Genomic DNA, 14,266 nt, shown 5'->3' on the forward strand with positions numbered 1-14,266 from the left:
TTTGTTGAGCAATGTCTGCTTTGCAGCGGATTGCGGTCGGTCGCTGTTGGGTCGTGAAACCATGGTGGCAGCGACACAGCAGTCATTCAAGTACTAGTGGTATCCCGAACGAAAGGACCCATTCCGAAGTATTTCCTCTCAATTCCTAACTACGCTCCAAGTGCCCGAGCAGCTTCCGGTTCGCAAAGCCTAGGGCACGCACTTTCGCGGTGTTGGAACTCAGTGGTCAGATCAGGCTTGGTCAGGCTCGGCGAAGATGCCGCCACCACCGCTAAGCGATCTCTACGACTTCCTCTGTTGCAAACCAGCCGCTCTTTTCCCGCGCGAATTTCAGCGCCTCGGTCGGGTTCTCAGCCCATAAGACAAGCGCCAACGATTCACGGGCCCGGCTGCAGGTGACGTACAGCAGTCGCAGGCTCCGGTCGATCGTCGTCTCTTTGCCGGCCCGGACATTGTCCCAGTCACGCTCTCCCAGTTCGGTTGCGCCAAATAGCTTGTCGTAAGAGATTTGGTTGCCGCCGGACTGGTCGTCGTCCATGACCACCATGACGTGCGTGAACTCTGACCCCTTGACCACCTGGTGCGTGGCAAGTTCAGAGTTACCGGCTAGGTAGCGTTGGTACCGCTCCAGCTCGGCCCATGGCGCTCCGAACAATCCACACCACCCCCTCCGCCGTCGTGCGTCGTCCGTCTCGGTTTCCTTGCGTGGAATCGGCGCAGCGGGCGGTGGGGTCTGGTCGGCAAACTGTTGCAGCAGTCGAGCGTCCACTTTGAACACCTGCGCCTTGATGATGGGCGCGACGACCTCAGCGACGGTAGCGTCTGGTTTGACGCACGCTGCCCCAAACGCCGCGAGGGCCTCGTGCATCTCCTCTGTCCGCGCGATACGCTGATTGGCATCAGATGGGAGTTGATCAAGGCAGCCGGTACGCCTGAGCACCTCTGTGGCCGTGAAGTCGTCGACGGCACCGTCCGCAGCCACGCAGACCGCGAGCTGCGCGAGATCCTGTAGCACTAGTCGAGCGGCTGAAGGCCCAGTGTTCTCACCCCTGCCCGACGGTGCGGCGGCGTTTGGGTCGATGAGCGTCATCGCCGTGTAGACATTCAAGAAGTCACCGCGAGCCGCAACGAGCTTGTGCTCTAGCGCAAGCGACTGATAGCCGGCAGGCGTCGTCCACGCATCGCTTTGGGTCGCCTGCTGCATCTGTGATGCAACCCAGGCTTCCTTCTGACGCTTTTCTGGTGTCGAGAGGGATGTACGACCGACGAACAGGCGCACGGTGCCCCCTGTCTTCTCGGTACGGTGATGCTGTTCGATGCCGGAGGCGGGTTGCGTACGCCCCGCCAGGTTCGCCGCCCACATCTTGTTGATGAGCTGAACAACTCGCTGCTGGCTGCGGTGGTTCATCTTCAGTTCCGGCTTGGCCCAGCCGGGAGGCACGAGGCCGGGCAAGTCGGAATGCCCGTCCATGTAGATGCGTTGGCGGTGGTCCCCGAGGAGGCCGAGCGTGAGGCCGCTGCCCCTGGGCTCCGCCAGTTTCATTAGCACGTCCAGCACCGACTTCATCGTATCTTGGGACTCGTCGATCAGGATGATGGGGTGGCGATCTTGCAATATGGTTCGTAGCGTTGGCCTGTTCGACAGCAACCAAGCCGTGGCGTCCAACACCTGGCCGTGCTGCATAGCACCTTCACCGTAGGTGTCCTTGTCGGGGTGGTAGATGAATGTTGGCACGCCTCTCAGAGCTTCTATCTCCGCTTCGATCTCGGCGAATTTCCTGCGGTCAGTATCACTGATGCCCCTCACCTTGGCCGCCGCCTTGGTTTTGGCCTCTTCGAGCTGCACCGCCTTGTCGGCGATTAGCGCCGCGCGGATGTCCTCGTCAAAGCCGCCGATCAGCTCCCAGCAGAACGAGTGGATGGTCGAGACGGCGACCAGGTCGTTGCTGCCCAGCCGGCCGCCGATGATCGCAACGGCGTTCTTGGTATATGTGACGACGCGGATCGACCGACCGTAGAGGCGCAGGCGGTTGGCTAGCCTTCCCCCGCTTTCGTGCGGCACAACGCCGGTCAGTCGGCGCAGCACTTCGACCAGCGTGCGCGTCTTGCCCGAGCCTGCTCCCGCGAATAGGAAGAAGCTCCTCGACGGCTGCTCAGCCAGGTACCCACAGATTTCCTCGACGACGCCGGCGTCGCGGTCGTTATCTTCATGGGCGGCAGCACAGGTCATGGCATCACACTTTCGGTGGGATCGAGCTCATCCTGCAGCCAAGTGAGGGCATCGGCGATGTACTTGGGACAGGTCACATCTTCACCGGCGGCGACGCGCTCAAAGATGCTGGCCGCGAAATCACCCTTGCTAAACGAATCACGCATCAGCGCGTGCAGGGCGTTCAGTAAGTCCGCATGGGTGGCGGCGCCTGCCACGACCTCGGCCGCGTCGGCCAGTGCGCCGGTAGGTAGTTTGACCTTCCTTTCCTCGTCTTGCCCCTCGGCCTCTTCAGCCAACTTGTTCAACCCTTTGAACCAATCGATGTTGGTCAGTATCAGTGAGTCCTCAAATGTCGTCGGCCATTGGTTACCCGCCTCGGCGACCGGCAACTGCCATGCGAACCGCACCTTGCAATCCGAGGCACCGATCCAGATGAGCTGGGCGGGCGTTGGCACCTTGAAGTCGTCCACGTTTTGCAGTTTGGGATGCCATTCGCGCAGCGTGGCGTTGCCGCACCTGAGGCCATCCTGGCCAGTGTTTGCCGTGGCCATCCAGCGCATCTTGCCTTTGGGACCAGCCTTCTTCTCGGTCGGATCAAGGTCGGTGATGACGACGGTGGGAATCTGCAGCTTCTCAACCAGGGGCCTCAGCCGGTGAGCGTGGCTGCCTCCGATGTCTAGGAGGGAGACGCAGCGGCTGTGCAATCTCTCGTACTTCAACTCCATGAAGAGCGGCACGAGCATGCGCTCTGCAACGCCTTCGACGAACAGGGCGGCGTTGGCGAACAACAAATCGGTATGCTGCACGCGAAAGTAGCGTTCCGCGAATTGACGCGTTTCGTCGTCGTCGCCGAACACCTCGCCCAGGTCAATGGTAGGATGGACCGCCGAGGGTGGAATCCTCCGCACGTACCGCAGTCGATCGAAGTCCTCGGCGTGCGCGAGATGGCTGGAATGCGTGCTGATCAGCAATTGGCTTTGCAGCGCGCTGGCATCCTTGTCGGTTGGGCTGATGAGCTTGTGCGCCTTGTCCGGAAAGATGCGCTGCACCTGGACATGCAGGTGGGCCTCAGGCTCCTCGATCATGACGAGGTGGACCGGCGGCGGCGAGCCTTTCTCAGGGTTCATGCGTGCGGTCTTGAACGACACGAGCTGATAGCTCAGCGACTGCAGGTTTTGGTAGCCCAGGCCGATTGAGAACTCCGGCAGCATGTCTTCGCCGGTCCCGCCTTTCATGCTGTACTGGACGGCGGTGCTGTGGTCGAGCAGGTCGGCGGTGTGGATGCGCGTCCTGAATCGGATTTCCTGGGGATCGTGAAGGCCGGGGTAGCCGAGTAGCTTCACCTCGGCCACCGAGGACGCCAAGGCATCGTGGATCTTCTGGTCCAGGTCCTTCTGCGCATTTGCGACCGCTAGGATGAGGTCGGCGCGTTGCCCGTGCCCGGTAACGGCAACGTTGAGGTGCTGGCGCGCGAATTTCAGGAGCTGGTTCGAGAACAGGCCGACGGGATGTGACGACGACGTGGATTTGGAGTCGGCCTCTTCCGAGCCGAGGCCCCGCTGGGCGGCCACGAAGTCGACGCGAATCAGCTTGGCCAGATGTTTGCGGTCAGCTGGCTGCGCGTCGGCCGCAAGGGCCTGGGTCTGGTAGGTCTTGATCCCCTGGATGGGATTGTTGGCGGCATCAAGGCTGTACGGCCTGACCTGCCCCAGCTTCTTGGGCTCGCGTAGCCAGTAGTCGAGTAGGTCGATCGGCCACGCTAGCGATTCGCTGCTCATGCCCTTCACGGGTTGGCGCGCCAAGTTATAGGACCAGGCCAGCTCTTTGAGCGACGCGACATCACTGGCCGGTTCCAGGCGTAGCCGGACGCCAACAGCGCCACCTTTCCAGACCAACTTGGACAAGAAGGGGTGGACGTAGTGGAACATCCCGGCCTCGGCGTCGAACCACAGATCCAGCGTCGGCATCGCCGCCAACAGCGTTGCAAGCTGGTCTTCCCATTTGTCGCCCTCCTTCGGCGCGGCGGTCGCCGGATCCTCCGTCAAGGCTTCCCATTTGGCGCCCAGCGCACGCAGAGTGGGCCACTTCGACAGGCTGATGTCGAACGCGCCGAAGGGGGAGGATTCAGCCAAGAAGTGCCGTAGCGCAGTGAGGATGGCGGTCTTGCCGCTATTGTTGGCGCCTACAAGAATCGTCGTCTGCGGGTCCAAATCCAGTTGAACCTTCCCCAGACGTCGGAACTTGCACAGTTCGACGTACCGCAGCGTAATGCTGCCGGACGAGATTGCTGCCGGTGCCGGCACAGCCGTTACCGGTGCTGTTAGTGTGGTCACGATGCTGTGCTTCCCGTATTGAGTAGCCGCGTTTGCCGCAGCCTTGATCCAAGGGACTCCAATGCCACCCGGTCGCGTCCGCGCAGACTATGCCGAGCCCCTCCCCGTGTATTAATTAGACCGCAAAAGAACAGCCGCAGTCGAGGCGACGGAAGGATTTTGGGTTGACGCTTAGCTTGATGCGTCTCCGCAACGAGTCGAACAACGCAGCAGTATTTCGTGAAACCTACAGTACAGTTTACAAACGCGAGCGTTAGACACTGATCGCAGCAGTCGCTGGGTTTCTTTGCCGCTAATGTCTCTAGCCACCTATAGCCGTCACTCACATTTTATCTTTCAATGTCCGCTCGTGGCCGACTTCTACCCATTGCGATTGGCGCATCCCGACCCATACCCATCTTTGCCTCGCGCACAGTAGTCACCTTCCGATACAACGAAGAGAAGTTTTGCCACACGGGATTACCGCCGCGATCCGCCGAGTATCTTAATCGTCTATGATGTTGAGCCACGCGGCGGAGGTGTGACCTCATCATAGCGCGCTAAACCAACACAAACAAAATCACATGCTGAAACTTTTAAGTGCAGACCTGTGGGATACCGTTGGGGAGAAAGCGGTCAAGGCCACGCGGCGCCGGGCGGCCATTGCGTACGTGACGGAGTCACAATTTCTCCCGCTTGGCGCGGGAGACGTGCTCGTGGTCGATGCCTCCGATGCCTCCATCGCGGCAGGACGCACGAGCGCCGAGCTACTCGCGGGGTATCTCACGGCGGGGGTTTCCCTGTTCAATGTGCCGAACCTGCACGCCAAGGTGCTGGTGCTCGACGACTGGGCAGTCATAGGCTCGGCCAATGCTTCTCTGCGGTCTGCCAATTACTACGTGGAGGCATCAGTTATCTCCGACCGGCCCGAACTCATTGGACAGGCTGAGCAACTGATCGATTCGCTTGCGGCATCTGGGGGCGTTATTGATGGCGAGTTTGTTGCGCGGATTCGGCAGATTCCGATCCTCACTCCTCCCGAGCCCCGGTCAACCCGTGCTGGTTCGCACACCAAGGTCCAGATGAGAGCGCCGAAATACTGGCTCATCAGTACGCGTGAAGACGCACTTTATCCCGGCGATATCGACGCAGTGGAAAACGCGACGGAGGAAATACAGGAGCGCATTGGGCCGGACGCCGGCATCGTTAGTTGGTTCTGGTGGGGCGGGAATGCACCGTTTCCGTCCACTGCTCAGGTGGGTGACATCGTCATTCAGTCCTCCCGTCCGAGAAATAAAATGGCTTCATCGCGGGGCGTCCTCGTGTATCGACACGGACGGATCGAAAGCATTTTTCGGGAACCGGGACAAACCGTAAAAACGTTTCACTGCGTGCGTGCCAGTGACTGGGAGCAAACCGCCGTCAAATGGAGGGACTTTGCGCACCTCGCTAAGCGGGCCGGAGTTAATCGCAAGCTCACCTATGCGAGCAACATCAGACTCACCGAAAAGCAGTCGGGCGCGCTGTTCGAGATTTGGCCGACGTAATCGGTTACGACAAACTCTTAGGCAGTCGCTTACACCGTTTGGCACTACGACGCTATCTTTCCATGAAGCGGGGCTCCCCAAAGGTTCGCTCCACAATTGCGGCCGGAGGCTGGCGCTTCATGCTTGAGCAGATCGAGAAAGACGGCCCGGCAGCACTGTACCGGGCGTTGTCTGTATTTTGGGAACACATCGATTATCGTTCAGTACCTCCGGGCCTACGAAGCGCTCATGCCGACTTTCTTCACAAGGTCAAGCTTGCATTGCTGGGGTAGTAGAAAAGCTTCGTGATGGTCATATTTAGCGCCGGTTGCTAAGGTCGTAGCTTAGGCGTCGAGTAATTATTGCCGATCTTCGATGAAGTGTGGACCGACCGTTACTGGCCGCAAACAGCCCAACCCTATCGCCCCTTGCCCGCCAAACCCGCCTGCCGTTGCAAGGGTACCGAGCGCTCCATGCTCGATTCGCAGAACGCACTGTTGGTTAAGGTGCAACGAAGCGGACGGATCGTATCTCGACCGGGCCTTTCTCCGGCAGTTGCCGATGGGTTAGTTCGCCGCATTTGGCCTCGGCAAATGCCTTGGTCACTCGCGCAAACGTGTCATTACTAAATTACAACCCAAAAATAGCTCGATCATGAAAGCCAGAACACGCGGAGAGGGGTCGATTGATCGAGGCAGTTTCATTTAACCAAGCTTAGCTCATCATCGCAGATGATCTTATCCACATAGATGCACTCCATTACTCACCAGATTGATTCATCATTCCGATAACTGACGTTTTCTACTCAAATAAGCCATTCTCATCTCTGATCAGATTTAGTAAATATCGAAGATTGCCATAGTGCGACCAAGGTTAGATCTCATTTAATTGTCCTCACGGACATATTGAAGATGTCTGGCTTATATTTAAAAATCAGTCTCGTGGTCGACTCGACCACTTCGAGGAGAAAACTACGCTGCGCGTCCTTAGCGCCCACAAGGCGCGTTGGACACTTCGCTTTCTCAAAATTAGATCGAGCCCCGTATGGGGACTCGATAGGTGACGCTCCACGAGGATTCCTCGTTCCGCTTAATAAAGTTAGTCGGTGACCTTTGAGGGTCACCGATGAAATGGAAACGCTTCGCCTATGCTTGCAGCATAGGCTCCGCTTAAGTGCCTCGCATCGCTTTCGCTCGCTCGGAGAACGGGGGTGGTTCAAACCATAAGTGACACAATAAATTTTTATACCAAAACGAATTTTATAAAACAAACTAGTCCCGTGCAAACTATCGGGCGTGAACGCCCTATCGTCTGAACGGGACCAGTTTGTTAGTGCCATGCAATTCACTACAACAAAGCCATTAAAATTTGTATCAGGCGCGCGCCGCACGAGATGCACACAGATGAGGACGCAATCCCTGGCCAATCTGTCAATACCACTTCGGCAGGAGTGTTACCACACCACCAACATAGCCAACGCCTTTCAGCCGCCATTGCACCTTGACGGCTCATCAATTCGCTCCACTGCCAACCCCAAACCAAGCAAAGATCGAAATATTCCACGCTTTGCAACTCAGCAAACTTGACGAACAACGATGAGCGGCTAACGCCCCCCACCGCACACCAAGCTGCAAAATCTTCGAAACCATGCATAGCACATCAAAAACATCCGCCCTTTCTCCCTAAAAAAGGTGAAAAGGTGAAATTTTCGTCGTGCTCATCGACAGATCCATAGATCGATCGCACATGTAAATAGTAGGGAGCGTGTCCGAGAAATAGATCGCCAAGCAAAAGCCGCCATAAAAACAGGAATAAGCAGCAGCGATCAACCATTTGATTAGCTCACCGATAAAAGACAGAAATCAATACCTCGAGATCCCTCCGATATTGAAGAACCCACCCTCAAAACCCTCTCTTTTGAGCCAAACTTAAAATACTCGAAAACTCTTCCAAGCTTCCATCCTTTATTCCACGATAACCGGCACCCGGAGGACGAAGACGAATCAACACAAAGTCAGTCCCTTTCGCTGATGACCCGACTTTCTCGACTTTCCTCAAGAGGATATCTCTATCAACCATCCACTTGATGACTGCATTGTAAAGTCCGACATTGGATCTCAACCCATATTTCGAGCAAATTCTCTAAGCTCATTTACTCTTATTTTTATATTCTCATCACCGAAAGTCTCAACCCCAGGAACCACCCCTCCATTATTACCAGCAATACGGGCCAATAATTTCTTGTAAACGTACCTCGCAACTTCTTTTATTGATTTATCGGGATTAAATATCTTAGAAAATTCACCCAAATACCAGTCCACAACCTCTATCGCACAAGCAAGCGTCCGCCCTTCGATTTCGTTAGATACGTCGACACGCGCATTATCCTGCCCTTTGGTAGGAATCTTCGCATTATTAAAGAAATGAAATAGCGCAGCAATTCTCGCGACATGCTCGGAATACCTACTTACAAACTCTCTTTCGTTAACATACGCCCCGCCATCTGCCATCCCTCGTTCTTTTTCATCATGCTCTTGAGCCCACAAACGCTGAGCTGCCGGAGAAAAATGCAGACGCAATCTATACCCTGCTCGACCCTCGATATCCGAATCCCCAAGATCGAGAAATCCCTTCACTCGATTATTAAATGCATCAATCCATTTAGTAGAATACGATCCCGAAATGTTAGCTGTTCTGGTACCATAGCTCGTTTCAGGACGAGCGATAAGCATTCTAGGGATGAATCCAACTTCTTTCGCTCGCTCACCTTTCTTTTCAATAAATTCATCAAACACCGATGGCTGGATCATCAATGACATTGTCAACCGAGGATCAGCCACCGAAAACGATTCTCGAGGAACCCTTCCAACCACATCGATTCCTTGACCATCCCAAAGCCGATCAAGACGAGCCATATCTGAGATGTTTCTAGAATTCAGAAAATCAGCCGCCTCATTAGAAATCAGACCGGCAGCCGGCCAATTATTACAAAGAGATTTCTCGAGTTCACGCACGGAAATATCTGAATAAAGCCTGCGTCGGAAATTCGGCTTAGGGTTTTCAAACGGCTTTGAGCGCAACTCGTAAAGCATCGCCTCTATTCGAGCAACCCCTTCATCAGAGACAATATCCTTTTCTGCAGAAACACCGTGTGCTTTTCGCATGAAAGTCATCAGGGCTCGCCGCAACCCTTGCTCTTTATCCTTACGACCTCGCAACTCTAGCTCGTAAGATATTTTCTTCTGCTCGTAGTCATCTTTCGCCCGCTTATCACAGGCCTCTATAATTGGTGTAACTGTTTTATCGGCACGCGTCTTTCGTGCCCCTGATTCAGCCACAACCAGCATAAAAAGAGAGCAAACAGATAACTCACCAAAACCTCTATCTACCATCACTAGGTCTTGGCAAGCAACTGAGACTGCCGCAAGCGTCGCCTGAACTGCGATAGGTACAGCAACTTTGTCTCTGTTGCAAATTTCCATCACTGCTGCTTGAATTACCTCCGGCAGCGCAATCAATGGAAAATCGGTAGCAATCTCATAGTCTGGAAACGGGAGCGATTGCATCTGACGATCAGCATGTGACTCAAAAATATTTGACATATCGAAATTACTAAAATCTTCCACGACCGCCAACGTCAGCGGCAAAGTCAGAGCTCGATGAATAAGAGCTAAGGCTGAAAACATAACCTTAATTTAACGGCTACCTCTTTCCTTTTTTTGTTGCCCACTCTTGAATTTCATGTTCATACCAACCGATGGCGGCTTTACTTTCCCCAAGAGGAAAGCTTCGAGGAAAAGTAGGATCGAAGTATCGTGATCGAGAATCCATTCGATTGTAGATAGAACTGCGGGCCAGTCCTGTCATACGTTCAACCTGCTTGAGCCGGACGATTGTCACTGGCGCGCCGAGTTTTTCATGGCCCGAAGAACGAAGAGTCTTGACAGACTCCGCATTCGAACTCCCTCCGGAACTACTATCCCATCCTGTCGATCGCTCGTCTCTCGAGAGCTCGATCTGGTCATCGACCATTGATACGGATCCAGGAGTGGCAGCGCCATTGGGAAAAGGCAGATGGCATCGCACTAGATAGGCGATGGCGTCCTTTCTCAATATCAATGATCCGATCCCAAGCCCCGATACCGGGGCATGATGTGAGTCCACGGCGATCAGGCGCCCCTCATCCAGATCTACTTTCAGTGCATTGAGGTGTTCTGAATGAATCCTCAGTTGCTCAAGCCGCAGGTAAGCAATATCAGTTTCACTCACAAATACAGGCTCCCATCTCGGCCTACTTTTGTGACTCCGATACTTGTCCATGAAGCTATCTATCATCGCCGAGGATATGGGATAGGACAGTGGGGGTAGGCTAGGTAGCAGGTCCGTCAGTTGACGGCGCTGCGCAACGGACAAATCGAACTCGAAGAATGCTTCGTCGTCTTGACCAGCACGCTCATGAGCCAATTCAAGCTCAGTTGGAACAGCCGATGCCTGGACTTCGCTGCAGACCGCCTGCTGGCTCTGATCGGCCTCCGTTGCCACAGCGGTCGCATCGATCACGCTGCGTTGGGGCAAGCGACCGCGCGCAATACAACGCATACCAACGATGGGCTCGTCATCTGCCGGGCAGACAGCCCGCGCTATCGCCCAACACAAAGCCCAACTATCGATCAAATCATCGGCCGGTATTTTGACTAATGGCGGCACGTCGCGCACCTCAACAATTCGTCTGTATCGGGCTAGCAGTATAGGGGGAACTGAACTCTCTTAGCCGACGGCCTCTGAGGACAAGGCCTGCCGACAACCTTCAGTCACGGAGACTTAGCGAACGCCAGATGATGGGCTGTGTGATGGGCTGAAAAAGAAAAAGCCCCGTAAGTCCTTGAACTTACGGGGCTTTTGTCCCGCTTTTGGCGGAGACGGAGGGATTCGAACCCTCGATCCAGGTTTTGGCCCAGATGCTCCCTTAGCAGGGGAGTGCCTTCGACCTCTCGGCCACGTCTCCCAAACTGTCGATCGCGCCAGGGAGGCAGCGCGACGAGAACGAAATTCTATCTGGACACGACACTCAGGTCAAATGTTTCGGCACGTTTTTTAGCGGAAACAGACAACCTGTTGCGCACCCATGCCGCCATTGAGTACGACACGGCGTTGTCATCGATCGCGAGCCCCGAAGAACCCGCGTCGACACCAGGCCGAATTCAGGCCTGGTCGAGCTCGAACGCCTTGTGCAGCGCGCGCACGGCCAGTTCCATGTACTTCTCGTCGATCAACACCGAGATCTTGATTTCGGAGGTCGAGATCATCTGGATGTTGATGCCCTCTTCCGACAGCGTGCGGAACGCCGTGCTGGCCACGCCCACGTGCGAGCGCATGCCGACGCCGACCACCGACACCTTCGACACCTTCGGGTCGCCGAGCACCTGCTCCGCGTTCACATGGCCCTTGACCTGGTTGGTCAGGATATCCATGGCCCGTTGGTAATCGCCGCGGCCGACCGTGAACGTGAAGTCGGTCTTGCCCGCCACGCTCTGGTTCTGGATGATCATGTCGACGTCGATATTGGCGTCGGCGACCGGGCCGAGGATCTGATAGGCGATACCCGGCTTGTCGGGCACGCCCATCACCACGATGCGGGCTTCGTCGCGTTGAAATGCGATGCCGGAAATGACTGCCTTTTCCATGGTCTCGTCTTCTTCAAAAGTAATCAGGGTGCCCGACTTCATTTCCTGGTCGAGCGCAATCAGGGGATCGGTCAGGCTCGACAGCACGCGCGTCTTGACGCGGTACTTGCCGGCGAATTCGACCGAGCGGATCTGGAGCACCTTCGAGCCGAGGCTGGCCATTTCCAGCATCTCCTCGAACGTGACGCGATCGAGGCGGCGCGCGTCGTCCACCACGCGCGGGTCGGTCGTGTACACGCCGTCGACGTCCGTGTAGATCAGGCATTCCTCGGCACCGAGCGCGGCCGCAACCGCCACCGCCGAGGTGTCCGAGCCGCCGCGGCCCAGCGTGGTGATGTTGCCTTCCGGATCGACGCCCTGGAAGCCCGTGATCATCACGACCTTGCCGGCCGCGAGGTCCTGCTTCACGCGCACGTCGTCGATCGACTGGATGCGGGCCTTGGTATAGGCGTTGTCCGTCTTGATCGGCACTTGCCAACCCGCGTAGCTGACAGCGGGCACGCCGATGTCCTGCAGCGCGATCGCCAACAGACCGACGCTGACCTGCTCGCCCGTCGACGCGATCATGTCGAGTTCGCGCGGGCTGGGCTGGCTCGAAATTTCCTTCGCGAGACCGAGCAGGCGGTTCGTTTCGCCGGACATCGCCGACGGCACGACCACCAGCTGGTGACCGGCCTGATGCCATTTCGCGACGCGTTTCGCGACGTTCTTGATGCGCTCGACCGAGCCCATCGAGGTGCCGCCGTATTTGTGTACGATGAGTGCCATTGTCGTTCAGTACTGGAGATTGACCGCGCGGGCGCGCTGCGCTGAACGCCGCGCTGCCGTTCGGTCACGCGGCTTTTGGCAGTGGACGACGACGAGGAAGACGGCGGGAAGCAACACGCTGGCGTGGCGGATTTGCCCGGAAGGCGGATCAGGCCGCGCAGACCGGGTACGTCACGCGGGAAACCTGCACAAAATGCTCGAAATATCGAGCCGAGCAAACGCCTGAGCGTACTCTATCGAGGTCTGCTTGACAAGTTTGCCGATTTGATCTGGCACCACATCAGAAAATGCCCCAATTTGGAGCGATATTTCGGGGCCTGATCAGCCGATCAGCAGGTCCGGCCGCCATTCGATGCGGCGGCGCGCGTGGCCGGCGCGGCTGTTCCCGCTCCCCTCGCCGCCCGCTTCGGGCGCGCGATTCACGCCGATGCGCGGCACGAACAACAGCACCTCGCCCACATGCAGCAGCGGCACGTCGCGTTGCCAGGCCGGCACGCCACGCTCCTGGAACAGGTTCTTCAAAGTGCGTGACGGGCCGGCGGCCGATGTGCGCAGCCGTTCGCCACCGCTGCGCGCAAGCACGACGAGCGGCGCGGCGGCGAGTTGCGCTTCGGTCACGGTGTACTCGTCGAGCGCCTCGTCTTCCGCGATCGGACGGAACACGAAGCTGCCGCGCCAGGCCGGCAGGTGCCAGACCTCTTGCCCATGCCAGGCGAGCTGGGCAGCGGGCCGCGCGGGTGCGGTGCCATCGTCGGCCGGATCGGCGCTGTCGCCGGCCTCCCAGTACACGTCGCCGCGATACAGGCGCAGGCACTGCCCCGCGTGGTCGATGCGCAGCGCATGCGACACCTGTGTGGCGCGCAGTTGCTTGATCATCTCGGCCAGTCGCGCGGCCGAAGCGCCGGGCAGGCCCAGCGTGCGCATCCAGTGGCGCAGCAGGTTCGCGCCGCGTTCGTCGTCGAGCGCCAGCAAGCGCTCGCGCGACAACACGCGGCGGCCGTCGTCGTCCTCGTGCCCCACGTTGTCCAGATCGCCGGCCGCGAGCACGTCGAGCAGCCGTTGTGCGGCGGCGGCATGCTGCGCGGTGCGCGACAGCGCATCGCGAAACCCGGGGAAATGGACCGACAGTGCGGGCAACACCTCCAGGCGCAGCGCATTGCGTGCATAGCGCGTGTCGGCGTTCGACTCGTCGTCGATCCAGCGCAGTGCATGCGCTTCGGCATAGCGTTCGAGTTGCGCGCGCAACAGATGCAGCAGCGGCCGCACCCGCACGATGCGCGCTTCGGCCGGCAGATAGCTCGGCGCCATCGCCGCCATGCCGGCCAGCCCGGCGCCGCGCAGCAACTGCAACAGCACGGTTTCGGCCTGATCGTCGGCATGCTGGGCGAGCCACAGCGCCTGCACGTCGTGATGTTCGCCGAGCGCGTCGAGCGCGCGATAGCGCACCTCGCGCGCGCTGGCCTCGACCCCCAGCCCGGTCTCGCGCGGCACCGCGACGCGCTCGGCCGCGAAGCGCACGCCGAGCGCCGCGCCGGTGGCCTCGGCATGCGCCAGCCACGCATCGGCATTGCCGCTGAGGCCGTGATGCACATGGAACGCGAAGCAGCGCGCGGCGCCGGCCACGCGCACCGCGGCATCGAGCAGCACGGTGGAATCGAGGCCGCCGCTGTAGGCGATGCCAATCGACGCATCGTCGGGCAGGCGGCCCAAAGCAACGCGGACCGCGTCGAGCACGACGCGGTCCGCGGAGAGATCTTTCGGTGG

At 57.8% G+C, this 14,266-nt stretch carries 7 protein-coding genes and 1 tRNA gene; 1 reads left to right on the forward strand and 7 read right to left on the reverse strand.

What is annotated here, in order from left to right; translation table 11 throughout:
- Window positions 1–271 precede the first annotated feature (271 nt).
- Together ACYP33_RS04420 and ACYP33_RS04425 are read right to left on the reverse strand one after the other, a co-directional pair.
- Window positions 272–2,230, reverse strand: a complete 1,959-nt coding sequence (locus ACYP33_RS04420) for a UvrD-helicase domain-containing protein (protein ID WP_459619962.1) — start codon at window positions 2,228–2,230, stop codon at window positions 272–274.
- Complete coding sequence (locus tag ACYP33_RS04425; RefSeq protein WP_459619964.1) at window positions 2,227–4,545, reverse strand: AAA family ATPase; 2,319 nt, start codon at window positions 4,543–4,545, stop codon at window positions 2,227–2,229. The genes ACYP33_RS04420 and ACYP33_RS04425 overlap by 4 nt, the downstream gene beginning before the upstream one ends.
- Before the next feature lie 563 nt (window positions 4,546–5,108).
- On the opposite strand from ACYP33_RS04425, the gene ACYP33_RS04430 reads away from it, so the two are divergent.
- Entirely contained in the window at window positions 5,109–6,071 is a 963-nt protein-coding gene (locus ACYP33_RS04430; protein WP_459619966.1) for a phospholipase D-like domain-containing protein, read from the forward strand.
- Window positions 6,072–8,167: 2,096 nt separating this feature from the next.
- On the opposite strand, the gene ACYP33_RS04435 is transcribed toward ACYP33_RS04430, so the two are convergent.
- From ACYP33_RS04435 to tilS, 5 genes are all read right to left on the reverse strand, one after another.
- A complete protein-coding gene (locus ACYP33_RS04435; RefSeq protein ID WP_459619968.1) occupies window positions 8,168–9,697 on the reverse strand; it encodes a YfjI family protein in 1,530 nt (509 codons plus the stop codon).
- A 55-nt stretch (window positions 9,698–9,752) separates the two neighbouring features.
- Window positions 9,753–10,757 carry an AlpA family phage regulatory protein gene (locus tag ACYP33_RS04440; protein WP_459619970.1) on the reverse strand — a complete coding sequence of 335 codons (1,005 nt, stop codon included), beginning with the start codon at window positions 10,755–10,757 and terminating at the stop codon, window positions 9,753–9,755.
- 204 nt (window positions 10,758–10,961) lie between these two features.
- Window positions 10,962–11,055, reverse strand: a tRNA-Ser gene (locus ACYP33_RS04445).
- 196 nt (window positions 11,056–11,251) lie between these two features.
- Window positions 11,252–12,502 carry an aspartate kinase gene (locus tag ACYP33_RS04450; RefSeq protein WP_414442428.1) on the reverse strand — a complete coding sequence of 417 codons (1,251 nt, stop codon included), beginning with the start codon at window positions 12,500–12,502 and terminating at the stop codon, window positions 11,252–11,254.
- A gap of 321 nt (window positions 12,503–12,823) precedes the next feature.
- Window positions 12,824–14,266: tRNA lysidine(34) synthetase TilS (gene tilS, locus ACYP33_RS04455; protein WP_459619972.1), on the reverse strand; the 1,443-nt coding region annotated here is incomplete at its 5' end.

Source organism: Burkholderia sp. 3C, from assembly GCF_054589155.1.